This is a genomic window from Pantoea sp. FN0302, from assembly GCF_050113775.1.
In the GTDB taxonomy this organism is placed as follows: domain Bacteria; phylum Pseudomonadota; class Gammaproteobacteria; order Enterobacterales; family Enterobacteriaceae; genus Mixta; species Mixta alhagi.
Genome location: NZ_JBNJSM010000001.1, coordinates 1131060 through 1145683, shown reverse-complemented (window position 1 = coordinate 1145683; position 14624 = coordinate 1131060). Strand labels below are relative to the sequence as shown.

Sequence of the window (14624 nt, the reverse complement as noted above, 5' to 3'; positions counted from 1 at the left end):
CAGAGATATGTCACAGTCAAAACAGCAGATTTATCAACGAGAACTGGCAAGCGGTACGTTAACGGTTAAAACCACCAGCGACGTATGTCTGGACACCTTATTTGACATTGCTGAGCGCAGAAATCCCAGGCGGGCTTTTTTATTTGTCAGCAAGGTATTGGGACGTCATATCCCTGTTTCTCCCACCGTGATGAACAAAAGCTACGTTAATCTTGCCGCGGGTATGCCAGCCGATCTGCCTGAACCCGTACTGTTTATCGGCATGGCCGAAACGGCCGTTGGCCTCGCAGCCGGTGTCTTCCGCGAGGCCAGTAAGTGCATTGCACAATCGGTTTTCCTTACCAGCACCCGACATCCTGTAGACGGTGATTTGCTGTGCGAATTTAAAGAAGATCACAGCCATGCCACCGATCATCTTATCTACCATCCTGAAGATGCAACGCTGCGTGAGCGTGCGAAAAATGCCCGAACGCTGGTGTTGATTGATGATGAAGCCACAACGGGTAAAACGTTCCTTAACCTTCTCCAGGCATTACGTGATGCCGGCCTGGACACCCTGGCTCGCGTTGTCACCGTGACGCTTACCGACTGGAGTGGAGAGGCTATCTCACAGAATTGCCCTCTGCCTGTTGATGTCGTGTCGCTGGTTAAAGGTAGCTGGAGCTGGACACCTTGCCCGGACGCGCCGGTACCGGTGATGCCCTCTGTAAACGTCACGGCACGCGGGTCTGCTTCGCTCGCTAAACGTCAGGACTGGGGACGACTTGGAATGCATGAAACATCGTGCAATCTGGGGGATGCATTACGCACCGAGAAAGGAGAAAGAATTCTGGTTATTGGTTCCGGAGAGTTCGTCTGGCAGCCTTTCCTGCTCGCTGAGCGTCTGGAGAACGACGGCGCTGAGGTTCGATTTGGTTCGCTTACCCGATCGCCTATAGCCATCGGTATGGCGATAAAATCTGTCATCGCGTTTACAGACAACTATGGGTTAGGCATCCCTAACTTCATTTATAACATTGCTCACCACACTTACGACCGAGTGATTGTGTGTGTGGAAACGCCGGTTGATACAGTTTGTCCGGAGCTGCTCGCCCAACTCAGAAAAATCTCCCCCCGCGTAGAGGTTATCAGTTATGAATAAGCCCGTTGCCCTGTGTGACCTTGACGACACCCTTTTTCAGACCAGACGCAAAATGCTCAATGAAATGCACCTGAAGCCTGTTCGTATTGGTGCATACGATCGTGAACGCCAGCCCAGAAGCTTTATGTCAACTGAGCAGGCGATGCTGGTTGACTGGCTTCTCTCTACCGCTGAGCTTATTCCTGTCACGGCGCGTGGGACGGAAGAAACCGCCCGCGTCGCCGTGCCCTTCACATCATGGAAAGTGATGACGCATGGTGCGGTAATCGCTAATCCGGACGGCACGGTTAACCGGGAATGGCAGGATATTATCATGTCCGGACTTGCCACCATGCATGACCGGCTGGTGAGCTACCGGCAGATGCTGAGCGACAAGCTGGCTGAAGCGGGTATTGATGCATGGTGCAGGATGAATGTTGAATATAACGGCACGCCGGTTTATTTCGTCATGAAACACAGGGACAGCACGAAAATTCAGACGCTTTATGATTTCAATAAGGTGATGATGCAACAGCTTGATACCGAAGGCTTTTACATTCATTCGAACGGGAATAACATCGCCTGGATCCCGGCTGGCGTGCAGAAGGGACTGGCCGTGGAATGGTTACTGAAAAAACTGCGGGATGAGCGAGGGGCGTTTCCGGTTTTGGGGCTGGGAGACAGTTTAAGCGATCACACGTTCATGAAGCACTGCCACTGGTTTGGGATGCCTTCCCGCAGTCAGTTTGCAGAGGCCATTAACGAAAGATTGTTTCGTGAGGATAAGACAATATGACGGGCAAGACACTTAAACCGTTTCATGGCACTTACCTTCCTTCTGATATTCAGTTTCTGCTGGAACCGGTAGAGATCGAAATGACTTCAGTGGAAGAAAAAGAGCGACTGATCCAGTCCGGCCAGAAGCATTATTCCGATATGTTGAGCCAGGAGCCGGCCCCGACCCCGGCCCATCTTGAGTTGTTTGGTAAGGCTCTGGACGTTGGCGCGGGCAGAATGGCGCGCGAAGTTATCGCATTGGCCAAAGGACTGACAGAACAGGTTCAGGCTCGCCCTGTTATTCTGGTGAGTCTGGTGCGCGCAGGCGTGCCGCTAGGCGTGATGCTTCAACGCGCCATCACGGATATGGGGTATCTCTCTTTTCATTACGGCATCAGTATTATCCGTGACCGCGGTATCGATACTGAGGCGCTCGCTGTGATCGAAGCCCGTCACGGTACTGATGGGATTGTCTTTGTGGACGGCTGGACGGGAAAAGGCACCATCACCGGTCAGTTGACGGAAAGTCTTAAAAACCGTCCCGGTTATCCTGAAATGCCGCGCCTGGCTGTCCTTGCCGATCCTGCTGGCTGCGCATGGATAGCGGCCTCAGATAATGACTGGCTCATCCCTTTTGGCATTATGGGCGCTCCCGTTTCCGGCATGGTATCCCGATCCATATGGACTGAAACCGGCTTCCACGGCTGCGTTTTTTGTGAGCACCTGCGTGAATATGAGTGCAGCACCCTGTTGGTGGACACCGTTGATCAGTTCCGAAAGCAGATTAATGTCGGTACCGTGCCCGCTGCCCTTCCCTTCTCAACCCAATGCCATAACCAGTCCGGCATCAGCCAGAAGGTCATACAAAAGCTGGCAGAGAAATTCCACATAGCGAACATCAACCGGATTAAGCCAGGTATTGCGGAAGCGACTCGGGCGGTTTTGCGCCGCGTTCCGGATCATGTCCTGGTGAGTAATAAAGCCGATCATGATGTCTCTCTGCTGCTTTATCTGGCTGAACAGAAAGGGATCACGGTTGAAGAAGTTGGCGATACTATTGGGTTTTACCGCGCCGTAACCATCATCAAAAAGGTGGCCTGATCATGAAAAAATGCATTTCCCCTTTCATGCTGGGTGCAACCCTCTATATGCCTGCCACGCGTAGCGACCTTGCTGAAATCATTCTGCACGGAAAAATACCCGAACTCCGCTCGCTGGTTGTCTGCCTGGAGGATGCGGTAAGCGAATCCGATCTTGAACCGGCCTTAATGAATCTCGACGCGCTGCTTCAGGAGCTGAGTGAAAACGTCGGCCCCGATGAGGCCGCTCAACGTCCTCTTGTTTTTATCCGTCCGCGTCAAGAAGAGATGGCAGCGATGCTCGTCAGCAAATATAAACTGACCGGTATTGATGGTTTTGTTTTGCCAAAGTTTACCCACGCTAACTTATCCTGCTGGTGGCAAATTCTCGGGTCAACCCATCTCGCGATGATGCCAACGCTTGAAACGCGAGAGGTCTTTGACGTGAATGCGATGAACGCGCTTGCCATTGCGCTGGAGCAGCATCCCGCGCGGGAGAGAATCGTTGCTCTTCGTATCGGTGGGAACGATTTGATGAGTGTGATTTCAATGCGACGCCCGAAAAATCTGACGCTTTACGACGGGCCTATGGGATATGTAGTGAAAATGCTGGTTGCGGTTTTTGCGCCTCGCGGTTTTTCACTGACTGCGCCAGTTTGTGAACAGATCGACAATATCGAACTGCTGGAGCGGGAGCTGGCGCTGGATATCGCCCACGGCTTAGTGGGTAAGACAGCGATTCACCCTTCGCATCTTGAACTGATTCATCGTGGTCTGATGGTTGAAAAAGAGGAATATGAAGATGCGCTGCGCATTCTTAACTCAACCCAGGCTGTGTTTAAATCTCAGGGAGCAATGTGTGAACCGGCGACGCACTGGCGCTGGGCGACATCGGTCCTTGAGCGCTCGAAGCATTGTGGAATTGTGAAACAGTTTGACAATGTGTTTTTTGCCACGCGCCAGTAGGTGCGTGCTTATTATCACTATGGTGTGTTATGTCCCTGAGCGCTAAACAGTACAGACAATACAAACTGATCGTTTTATTAAGCACGGGAAAACCCGTGAGTAAGGATGCGCTGTTTCAGGAAATAGACTGTTCCGAACCTACATTTATTCGCGATTTAAGGGACATCAGAGAAGAATTTCATGCCGAAATAAAGTTTCACAAAGCCAGCGCTAAATACCAGATGATCGGGGCAGGTACGATTACGCCCAAGCTTGTAAAATACATGCGCGAGGCGATGACCATGCGTGAGCAGTCCAGGTCATCAACAACCGGTCAGAGTGTTGTGCTGGACAAGGAAGGAAAAAAACCGGTCTCTCTGTCGCTGCGTTTTTCCGTGCTCCGCAAAATAGAGACGTATGGCTATCGCAACGGAATGAACCGCAGTCAGGTCGTTGAATGGCTCGTGGAAAACCACTTTGGCAGTAAGAAAAAATAGCTGAAGATCGGTAGTGGGTCGTATAAAGCGGGCAATAAAAAGGCGGGGTTTTAAACCCGCCTTTTTACTTGCCATACCAGGGAATGCAAAGCTTACTTATTGATGCACTCGCCTGTTAAGCTCGCCTTACAGAGCCATATTATACTGCGGCTCTGACGCTTTTGACGTCTCTGCTGCCGGTGCTTCAGCGGATTTACCTGCCATATTAATCACCGGCGGTTTAGTCAGTTGCAGAGTAGCTGCCGTGTCGTTCCACACCTGCTGTGCCAGCGCAGGATCGTCGTTCAGTTTCTTGCCGTAGCTCGGCACAACCTTACGAATTTTTTCCTGCCATTCCGCAGATTTGAACTGCTCCGGGAAGAGTTGCTTAACCACATCCAGCGCAATCGGAGCTGCAGTTGATGCGCCCGGGGAAGCACCTAACAATGCCGCTACCGTTTTCTGCTGATCGGTCACAATTTCGGTTCCCAGTTTCAGCACGCCGCCCTTCTCTTCATCTTTCTTGATGATCTGTACACGTTGACCTGCCTGGATCAGTTTCCAGTCTTCTTTCTTCGCGTTGGGATAATACTCTTTCAGCGCGGCGAAACGGTCTTCTTCACTCAGCATAACCTGACCGACCAGGTATTTAACCAGATCAAAGTTATCCATGCCCACGTTTGTCATCGGAATAACATTCTTGGTAGTGGTGGTGCTCAGCAGATCAAACAGTGAACCATTTTTCAGGAACTTGGTTGAGAACGTTGCGAACGGTCCAAACAGGACAACCTTTTTGCCATCCAGATAACGGGAATCCAGATGCGGCACAGACATTGGCGGTGCACCAACGGAAGCCTGGCCATACACTTTCTGGTTATGACGTTGCGCAATTTCCGGGTTTTCCGTTACCAGGAATGAGCCGCCGACCGGGAAGCCTGCATACTTATCTGCTTCAGGAATGCCGGTTTCTTGCAGCAGCTTCAGAGCCCCGCCACCAGCGCCGATAAAGACATATTTGGCGTCAACGCTACGCGTTTCACCATTTTTGGCGTCTTTGATGGTGACATGCCAGGAATTATCGCTGTTACGTTTGAAATCGGTAACTTCAGAAGAGGTTTCCAGCTTGAAGTTATCATTCTTCTTCAGGCTGCCAATCAACTGACGGGTAATTTCACCATAGTTAACATCGGTACCGACCGGCGTCCAGGTTGCGGCTATTTTCTGCTTCGGATCGCGGCCTTCCATAATCAGCGGAGACCATTGCGCAATCTGCTTAGGATCGGTAGAGAATTTCATGCCCTGGAACAAAACGGTTTTTTGCAGAGCCTGATAACGACGGCTCAGGTAATCAACGTTTTTATCGCCCCAGACAAAACTCATATGATCAGTGGAGTTAATAAATGAGTGCGGATTATTCAGCACGCCCTTTTTAACTTGTGCAGTCCAGAACTGACGGGAAATCATAAAAGCTTCGTTGATTTCTAAAGCTTTCTTAACTTCGATTGAACCATCCGGACGCTCTGGCGTATAGTTCAGCTCCATATTTGCTGAATGGCCGGTACCCGCATTGTTCCAGCCATTGGATGATTCCAGCGCGACACCGTCAAGTTTTTCAACCATGATCTGTTTCCAGTCAGGCTGAAGTTCTTCAAGGAAAGTGCCTAATGAGGCGCTCATGATGCCGCCGCCGATCAGTAAAACATCGGTTTTCTCTGGTGCAGTTTCAGCATGCGCTGCAGAAGTTACTAGCAGAGCCAAAAGGGAAAGCGAAGGCAGTACTTTTGTTGATTTAATCATGCTTAGTCTTCAATATGTCGCAGTTATGGTTAAAAAAAGCTGATTAACTTTAAATTATTGTTACTTAATAGTTGATTTATTTTTAGTTATTTAATTAAAAAAACAGCACCGTCTGTTACTTTAGTTACTAAATGCGCTACGCTAAGAACCTTATTACCTTAATGAACCTGCCACCACAGCCAAAGCCCGCGCCTAAGCGTCCAATGAAACTCAGTACCCTGGCCATGTTAATGATGGGCGGGGTCATATTTACGGTGCTGTTAAGCGTTCATCTGCTCTACTTTATTCAAATTGACAACTTCACGCATGATCATGTGAAAGACAAGGCGCTTGCCGTAGCGCGAACGCTGGCCGAAGATCCACAAATTCAACACAGCCTTACCCTGCCCGCTAACGATGGCGTCATTCAGTCCATTGCTCAGGCGGCAAAAAAGCGCAATGACTTACTGTTTGTCACCGTTACCGATATGAACGGTATACGTTACTCACATCCCAACCGCGCCTTAATTAATAAACGTTTTATTGGCGAAGACCTGCAACCGGCGCTGGCCGGGCATGAAAACGTTGCGTTCAATCAGGGGACGCTGGTAAAAGCATTGCGCGTATTCACCCCGGTATTTAACACCCGGCATCAGCAAATCGGTGTCGTGGCGATTGGGATTTCACTCAGCGATGTTACGGCGCAAGTCAGTAAAAGCCGCTGGAACATTTTCTGGACCACCTTGTTAGGCGGCACAGTGGGATTATTGGGCGTCTTGATGCTGGTCAGGCGCCTGAAAACAATTCTGCTTGGTCTGGAGCCACATGAAATCTCCAGCCTGTTTGAACAGCGGCAGGCCATTCTTGACTCGGTAAAAGAGGGCGTGATTGCGGTTGATGCCCATGCGCGCGTGACGCTGATCAACCAGGCAGCGCAGCAGTTATTGCGCAAAACAGCCATCGAAGCACCGCTCAGTGGCGATCGGATCCCGGAAAACTCGCTGATGTTAAGCCACCTGCGGGAAGCCCTGCATGACGGTAAGGCGCGACATGATGAAGAACTTAACGTGCGCGGGCGCATTATGATTAGCAATACCGTGCCGGTTCGCAGCCGAAAGCGTATTATCGGCGCGGTGTGTACCTTCCGTGATAAAACGGAAATCAGTCAGCTGATGTTGCGCCTGGACGGCATGGTAAACTATGTCGATGCGTTACGTGAACGCTCCCATGAGTTCATGAATAAGCTGCACGTCATTCTCGGCCTGCTGCATATGAAAAATTATGCGCAGATGGAAGCCTATATTTTAAAAACGGCAAATAATTACCAGACGGAAATTGGGTCGCTGCAGCAACGCATTAAATCACCGGTAATGACGGGATTTCTGTTAAGTAAAATCAACCGCGCCTCAGATAAAGGACATCGCTTGATTCTCAACGATGCCAGTTATTTGCCGGATAGCGGCAGTGAGGAACAGGTTGCGGCGCTGATTATTATTCTGGGAAATTTGATTGAAAATGCGCTGGAAGCGTTAGATCAGCAGCAGGAAGGTGAAATTCATCTGTTGCTGCACTACCAGAATGGGTGGCTATCCTGCGAAGTCAGTGATGACGGTCCTGGCATTCCTGCCGCCCTGGAAAAATCTATTTTCGAAAAAGGCTTTTCTTCAAAAGGCGACGATCGGGGAATGGGTTTGTTCCTGGTTAAACAACAAACAGAAACGCTTGGCGGAAATATCAGCGTCGAATCTGAACCGGGTATCTATACCCAATTTTTTGTACAGCTCCCCTGGGGCAAAGGAAATCAGGCTTTATGATGAATGTGTTAGTGGTCGACGATGATGCTATGGTCGCTGAACTTAACCGTTGCTATATAGAACAGATCCCAGGGCTAACCTGTTGTGGTATCGCGTCAACCTTACAACAGGCAAAAGAGCGATTACTCCAGACCGAGCCGCCGGTTGATCTGATCCTGCTCGATATCTATATGCAGCAGGAAAACGGGCTCGATTTACTGTCAGAATTGCGCAATTCTCACTATCCCGTTGATGTCATCATTATCTCTTCCGCGGCAGATGCGGCAACGATTAAAACCTCGCTTAACTATGGCGTGGTTGATTACCTGATCAAGCCCTTCCAGTTCTCGCGTTTTGAAGAAGCGCTAACCCACTGGCGACAAAAAAGATCGCAGATGGATAATCAACAATATTATCAGCAGGCGGAACTCGACCGCATCATTCATGGCCGCTCACCAACCACCAGTGAGCAGCAACGCCTGCCTAAAGGGTTAACGCCGCAAACCTTACGCACTCTGTGTCAGTGGATTGATGCCCATCCGGACACGGAGTTCTCTACCGATGAATTAGCCGCAGAAGTCAATATCTCGCGTGTATCCTGCCGTAAATATCTGATCTGGCTGGCGGAAATTAAAATTCTTTTCACCACCATTCATTACGGCGCCACCGGCAGGCCGGTTTATCGTTATCGTTTGCAGGCGGAATATCACTCCCTGCTGAAACATTACTGTTAACAGACGTGGCCGGTAAGGGTTCCCCCTTACCGGCCTGCTTAGCGCCAGCCCAGTTCAGGCGCGACCTGAGTCAATACTGCTTCCAGCACGTGCGCGCAATAATCCACGCCCAGCTGATTGGGAATGGTTAGCAGCAGGGTATCCGCTTCGGCAATTGCTTCATCCTGCTTCAGCTGCGCGATTAGCGTCTCTGGCTCTGCGGCGTAACTGCGGCCAAAAATTGCCCGCGTTTTCTCATCCAGATAACCGACCTGATCGCCTTCCTGACGGCTGGCACCAAAATAAGCGCGATCCTTTTCATTCACCAGAGGAAAGATACTGCGGCTTACCGAAACCCGTGGCTTGCGCGCATGCCCCGCTTCCAGCCAGGCGGCGCGATAGGCGCGGATCTGCTTCGCCTGTTGAATATGAAACGCCTCACCGGTTTCATCATCTTTCAGCGTGGAGCTTTGCAAATGCATTCCCAGCCTGGCCGCCCAGATTGCCGTGGCGTTGGATCCCGATCCCCACCAGATACGCTCACGCAGGCCTTCAGAAAAAGGTTCTGGTCGTAACAGGCCTGGCGGATTGGCAAACATCGGCTGCGGATTGGGTTTAGCGAACCCTTCACCGCGCAGCACATCAAGCAGCACTTCGGTATGGCGTCTGCCCATGTCCGCGTCGCTTTCACCCTTCTGCGGCTGATAGCCGAAATAGCGCCAGCCATCAATTACCTGCTCTGGCGACCCCCTGCTGATGCCCAGCTGTAAACGTCCGCCGCTGATTAAATCGGCGACGCCCGCCTCTTCCGCCATATAGAACGGATTCTCATAGCGCATATCGATCACGCCGGTACCGATCTCAATACGCCGGGTACGGGCACCAACCGCTGCCAGCAAGGGAAACGGCGCGCTAAGCTGGCGGGCAAAATGATGTACGCGGAAATAAGCGCCGTCTGCGCCTAAATCTTCAGCCGCTTCGGCCAACGCGATCGATTGCTGCAGGGCATTAGCGGCGGTACGCGTTGCCGACTGGAACGACGGCCCCCAATGACCAAATGAGAGAAACCCGATTTTTTTCATGCTGTTGCCTTTTATAAAAATGCAGGATACCCGGCACGATTAATACCGGCTTTTTATCTGTTAACTGTAGCGGCCCGGTAGCCGGAAAGCATCTCCCTGCACCAGCAATCAGCCATTTTTATCGGGTAAAAAATGCTGTACAGCGGCAAGAAGAATATCTGTAAGCAAGATTTGACGCTCTGTAAAGATTACCTTACTCTGCGCGCATCGTGATGTAAGCGGAACCGTACATTCAGGGGAAAGCGTGAAGAACCGTACTTTGGGCAGTATTTTTATCGTGGCCGGTACCACCATTGGTGCCGGTATGTTGGCCATGCCGCTGGCCGCTGCGGGTATCGGCCCCGGCGTGACTCTGCTGCTGTTGATAGGGCTTTGGGCGCTGATGTGTTATACCGCGCTGCTGCTGGTTGAAGTCTATCAACACGCATCGGCGGATACCGGACTGGGCACGCTAACGCGCCGTTATCTGGGTCGTCCCGGTCAGTGGCTGACCGGTTTTAGCATGCTGTTTTTGCTCTATGCGCTGACCGCCGCCTATATCAGCGGCGCGGGCGAACTGCTGGCAGCCAGCCTGAGTCAGTGGTTCTCTACGGAAATTTCCGCCAGCAGCGGCGTGCTGCTGTTTACGTTGATTGCCGGCGGCATCGTTTGTGTTGGCACGCAGATGGTGGATATATTTAACCGTGTGCTGTTCAGCGCCAAGATAATTTTGCTGGTGATCATGCTGGGCCTGATGATGCCACATATCCATCAAACCAATCTGCTGACGCTTCCGCTGGAGAAAGGCCTGGTGCTGGCCGCTATCCCGGTTATCTTTACCTCTTTTGGTTTTCACGGCAGCGTGCCCAGCATTATCAGCTACCTGAACGGCGATCTGCGTAAGCTGCGCTGGGTGTTTATCATCGGCAGCGCCATTCCGCTGGTGGCCTATATCTTCTGGCAGCTGGCGACGCTGGGCGCCATCGACCAAAGCGCTTTCAGCGCCCTGCTCGCCAGCCATGCCGGGCTGAACGGTCTGCTGCAGGCGATTCGTCAAATTGTGGCTTCGCCGCACGTTGAGCTGGCGGTACATCTGTTTGCCGATCTGGCGCTGGCAACATCCTTTTTAGGCGTGTCGCTGGGCCTGTTTGATTATCTGGCGGATATCTGTAAGCGTAACGCCAGCGTTACAGGGCGTATGCAAAGCGGGCTAATGACCTTTCTGCCGCCGCTGCTGTTCGCCCTTTTCTATCCGCAGGGTTTTGTGCTGGCGCTTGGCTATGCAGGCGTGGCTCTGGCGGTGCTGGCGCTGATTATTCCCGCTCTGCTGGTATGGCGTAGCCGTCAGCAGCACAGCGCGGCGAGTTATCAGGTCGTGGGCGGCAGGCCTTTGCTGCTGCTGGTGTTTCTCTGCGGTATCGGCGTTATCGTTATTCAGCTATTGATTGCCCTGGGCTGGCTGCCGGAAGTGGGATGAGATCAATCGGACATTAACGTTATTCCGCTGGCAAGATTAACCCGGATATAACCTGCCTCAGAGGCAACCGTTAAAGGAATAACATGCTGACTAAAAAATTTAAACACCATTTTGCCTGGTGCCACACTGTAGAACAGTCGATCCGGCATGCCGATGTAAAAGCTCTGGATGCCACCCGGGAGCAGCTGATGGATAAGATGGGACAGCCGTTTGGCGTGCATACGCGCGGCGTGCCCTTGATCATTGCCACATTAACGCTGTTGCTGGGGTTTGCTATGGTGCAGATCCGTTTATGGGAGCTATTGTTCAGCGGATTTTCCGCCGGCCCACACAATCTGTTTTTTGGCATTTTACCCACGGCGCTGATCTTTGCTGTTGTGCTGAGCGCCACAGTTTACTTCATTGCCCAGGGATATATGGCGGCCGTCAGCCTGTTTTTAAGCATGGCGAAAACGATCCTGATTCTGGATCTGCTCCATTTTGTTTTGTCGCTGTATGACTTTATGCTAAACAAGCCTTATGCGGGAGCGCAACTTATCAGCGCACTACTCGGCATCCTATTTATTATTCTGGCTTTTCTCACTGTCAATGCCCCCTCTTTCAGGGTCATGCTGACCTTGATGTTACATAACCGTATCTGGCGCAGACAGCTACAGTTAAAACGTCAGGCGCTAACCCGGCGCTGAAACAAAACGGGCCAGACGGCCCGTTTTGTTTTCAAAAGGAATAACCTCAGCCCGGCGGGCTTATTTATCTTTGCCGAAGCCCTGCTTTAACAGTGCCGGCAGTACGTTCGGGAAGTAGATGTTTTTATAGTAGTTGGCTACGGTCTGGCTCCAGTTTTCGCCGCCGTCGCGCTTGATATCACGCCAGTGCTGCTCCAGTTCGTGGTTAAACTGACCAATCTTCTCCACCAGGCCTTCCGTCTGATATTTCTCTTCATGACGGAAAGTGGACATCGGCAGGCGCGGCTTGAGATCGGCAGGACGATCAACATAGCCCAGCGCAAGGCCCACCAGCGGGAAGGTCAGCGGCGGCAGCTCAAACAGTTCAATAAACTCTGCCGGGCTTCTTCTCATCCCACCAATCGGCACCACGCCCAGCCCCTGCGCACGCGCGGCGGCCATTGCCGATGCCAGGGCAATCCCGACGTCGGTGCTGCCGGAAACAATGCTTTCAATACTTTCATGCGCGATCTGCTGCTCATCGATCAGGCTCATCGCCTCGCGCGTCTTATGCATATCCAGAACAAAAGTGATAAACACCGGTGCCTGCGCGATCCACGGCTGACCGCCTGCCAGCTCGGCGATTTTAGCTTTGGTGGCTTTGTCACGCGTAACGATCACAGAGACCTGCTGTGAATGAACAGAGGTCGGCGCCCGATAAGCAGACAAAATAATATTATCCAGAACGGCATCCGAAACGGGTTTATCAAGATAGCTGCGATCGCTGCGGTGATTAATAAATGTGTCAATAACCGGATTCATTATATTTCCCTTGTTATAAATATCTGGCGCAGTGTAGAGGAGCGCAACATTAGCGGCTTCGCACTCTGTGCCGCCTGATATTTTCAATTTGCCTTCCCTGTCGCAGGATTTGCCGCCCTGATGCTCAGACATCGCGGCGGTTTTGTGGCCTATTTTTCTGCTAACTTCCCGTCACGCACCTGATACATTTTTTGATTATCGGGTCCGATAAAATCACTGGCCGGCTTGCCGATAATCAGCCGATCATAGGCGCTGGATTTTACGGGCTTATAGTTTTCCGCCTTATTCACCGCCCCTTTACCGGTATAGCGGGCAATATAAGGATAGGGCCAGACGGGGCGCGTCGATGTTACGGCAGCGGCCGGTGTTGCATAAGGCTGACTGGGTCTCTGTAAACCATGAAATTGTTTCTCTGCCGAAGCGCCTGGCTCAGGCGGCATTCCCTGGGGTTCTACCGATGCAGCCAGTTTGCCGGTAATGATTTTTTCCGGTGCCTGCCCTTGCTCAGTCCAGCTTATCAGCGGCGTCAGAAGATCGATCTGATCGTATCCTTCGCCATTGCCACAGTGCGCAACGCCCGGCAACAGGAAGAGACGCAGGAACTGATTAACCGCAGCTGCGCCAAGGGTTTTCTCAACGCCGCGATAATAGGCGATGGAAAATGCCGGACTAATGGAATCATCGGCCAGACCGTGCCAGATAATCAGTTTTCCGCCCCGCTGCTGGTAACGATGTAAATTGGTATTCGCTGCGTTGTACAGCGGTGCCAGCTCAGCGACTGCCGCAAAATTATGGCTGTTAAGCGGGAAATCCTTTATTGAGGTAAGAGTGCGTTTTCCGCCAGTCAGCAGCACCGACTGCAGCGCAGGCAGTACCATCATTTCGGACATAGAATGGCCCGATGCCGAGTCAGGAACGGGCCAGCGCAGCTCCGATCCCAACGGCAGACCGGCTGGAACAAACTGATTGCCAGCGCTGTCGTGCGCGCCACGATAGAGATTTTCTGCCACGGTAATCTCTTCGCGGGTCAGGCAGTCTGATTTATCCTGCTGTTTTTCATCACACTGTTTTACCCAGTTTGCTGAGAAGGTGCAGGCATAAGGATTTTGCAAGATACCATCGTCCACCCCTGACAGCGTAGGGCAATGTTGCAGAACCGCCCGATGCAGAACAGGCAAACGATCCTTTAACAGAATAGCGCTGCCGTCCGGACGTAAGTTCGCCGCCACATTCCAGCCATGATAAAAGGAGTTCTGGAACTGGAAAAATGCCGCAGGCGCGCCGGCAGAAATACCGTCGAAATCCTCCGGATACCGCTGGGCCTCCATTAGCGCTTCACGACCACCATCGGAACAGCCCATAAAATAGGCATACTTGGGCTGTTGACCATAATAGGCAGCAACGAGTGCTTTGCTCAGCCTGGCGGTCAGGTGATTGGCACGCCAGGCAAAATCGATACGTTTTTGCGGATCTTCGGCCCAGCTGGCGTCCATCATGCTGCCGCTGTGCCCCATATTGGTGGCGGCAACCGTAAACGCGCCGTTGGTGGCAGGCGTACAGCCGCTGGCATTAGAGAGCGTAAGATTAATATTGCCGCACAGCCCGCCGCAGCCCACCTGCAGAAAGCGCTGCGTCCACTTCTCCGTCGGCAGCGCCACTTCTATGCCGATCGCTGGCGCAATGGTTGCGGCTACCTTACAGAAGCTTCCCTTTTCTGTTTGTATTACTGAGGCAGAAGTTATGGTCACCGGCGCGCCCACCTTCTCGCTCAGTGAAAGCGTGCTTAACTGCGCACAAGCCATTACTGGCTTAATAACCGGAAGATTTTCCGCCGCGCCTGCAGGCATCATTGCCAGCCATAGCCAACCACAAGCCAGCACCAGTGCCGCCTGATAGCCTTTCTTTACCCACTGTGCCATT

General features: G+C 51.9%; 13 protein-coding genes. 9 read left to right on the top strand and 4 right to left on the bottom strand.

All coding sequences use genetic code 11. The features are described from left to right. Nucleotides 1-7 precede the first annotated feature (7 nt). From ACQE32_RS05260 to ACQE32_RS05240, 5 genes are all read left to right on the top strand, one after another. A complete protein-coding gene (locus ACQE32_RS05260; protein ID WP_427021439.1) occupies nucleotides 8-1141 on the top strand; it encodes a phosphoribosyltransferase domain-containing protein in 1134 nt (377 codons plus the stop codon). After that, the gene (locus ACQE32_RS05255) at nucleotides 1134-1916 is read left to right on the top strand and encodes a hypothetical protein (protein WP_427021438.1); all 783 of its coding nucleotides are present in this window, start codon (nucleotides 1134-1136) and stop codon (nucleotides 1914-1916) included. The genes ACQE32_RS05260 and ACQE32_RS05255 overlap by 8 nt, the downstream gene beginning before the upstream one ends. Continuing rightward, nucleotides 1913-2998 (top strand): cysteine protease StiP family protein, encoded by a 1086-nt coding sequence (locus tag ACQE32_RS05250; RefSeq protein WP_426981695.1) that lies wholly within the window; start codon nucleotides 1913-1915, stop codon nucleotides 2996-2998. Before ACQE32_RS05255 ends, ACQE32_RS05250 begins: the two co-directional genes overlap by 4 nt. 2 nt (nucleotides 2999-3000) lie before the next feature. Then, nucleotides 3001-3942, top strand: coding sequence for an HpcH/HpaI aldolase/citrate lyase family protein (locus ACQE32_RS05245; RefSeq protein WP_426972601.1), 942 nt, complete (start codon nucleotides 3001-3003; stop codon nucleotides 3940-3942). 95 nt (nucleotides 3943-4037) lie between these two features. After that, nucleotides 4038-4418 carry a tellurium resistance protein TerW gene (locus tag ACQE32_RS05240; RefSeq protein WP_427021437.1) on the top strand — a complete coding sequence of 127 codons (381 nt, stop codon included), beginning with the start codon at nucleotides 4038-4040 and terminating at the stop codon, nucleotides 4416-4418. 126 nt (nucleotides 4419-4544) lie between these two features. Here ACQE32_RS05240 and mqo read toward each other — a convergent pair whose 3' ends face one another. Continuing rightward, nucleotides 4545-6194 carry a malate dehydrogenase (quinone) gene (gene mqo, locus ACQE32_RS05235; RefSeq protein WP_426972597.1) on the bottom strand — a complete coding sequence of 550 codons (1650 nt, stop codon included), beginning with the start codon at nucleotides 6192-6194 and terminating at the stop codon, nucleotides 4545-4547. A gap of 161 nt (nucleotides 6195-6355) precedes the next feature. On the opposite strand from mqo, the gene ACQE32_RS05230 reads away from it, so the two are divergent. Both ACQE32_RS05230 and dcuR read left to right on the top strand, forming a co-directional pair. Beyond that, entirely contained in the window at nucleotides 6356-7987 is a 1632-nt protein-coding gene (locus ACQE32_RS05230) for a sensor histidine kinase (protein ID WP_427021436.1), read from the top strand. After that, the gene (gene dcuR, locus ACQE32_RS05225) at nucleotides 7984-8700 is read left to right on the top strand and encodes a two-component system response regulator DcuR (protein WP_426972593.1); all 717 of its coding nucleotides are present in this window, start codon (nucleotides 7984-7986) and stop codon (nucleotides 8698-8700) included. The genes ACQE32_RS05230 and dcuR overlap by 4 nt, the downstream gene beginning before the upstream one ends. Before the next feature lie 38 nt (nucleotides 8701-8738). Here the strand turns inward: dcuR and ACQE32_RS05220 are convergent, their stop codons facing one another. Continuing rightward, nucleotides 8739-9761: an LLM class flavin-dependent oxidoreductase gene (locus ACQE32_RS05220; RefSeq protein ID WP_427021435.1), complete on the bottom strand. Its 1023-nt coding sequence runs from the start codon at nucleotides 9759-9761 to the stop codon at nucleotides 8739-8741. Nucleotides 9762-10005: 244 nt separating this feature from the next. Here ACQE32_RS05220 and tyrP point away from each other — a divergent pair, with 244 nt between their 5' ends. Next, on the top strand, nucleotides 10006-11217 hold the full coding sequence (tyrP, locus tag ACQE32_RS05215; RefSeq protein ID WP_427021434.1) for a tyrosine transporter TyrP: 1212 nt from the start codon (nucleotides 10006-10008) through the stop codon (nucleotides 11215-11217). Between the two features lie 83 nt (nucleotides 11218-11300). Further along, the gene (locus tag ACQE32_RS05210; protein WP_427021433.1) at nucleotides 11301-11903 is read left to right on the top strand and encodes a hypothetical protein; all 603 of its coding nucleotides are present in this window, start codon (nucleotides 11301-11303) and stop codon (nucleotides 11901-11903) included. A gap of 60 nt (nucleotides 11904-11963) precedes the next feature. Here the strand turns inward: ACQE32_RS05210 and ACQE32_RS05205 are convergent, their stop codons facing one another. Both ACQE32_RS05205 and ACQE32_RS05200 read right to left on the bottom strand, forming a co-directional pair. After that, nucleotides 11964-12704, bottom strand: coding sequence for a nitroreductase family protein (locus tag ACQE32_RS05205; protein WP_426972586.1), 741 nt, complete (start codon nucleotides 12702-12704; stop codon nucleotides 11964-11966). A 149-nt stretch (nucleotides 12705-12853) separates the two neighbouring features. Further along, entirely contained in the window at nucleotides 12854-14554 is a 1701-nt protein-coding gene (locus ACQE32_RS05200) for a tannase/feruloyl esterase family alpha/beta hydrolase (protein WP_426981811.1), read from the bottom strand. Nucleotides 14555-14624 lie beyond the last annotated feature (70 nt).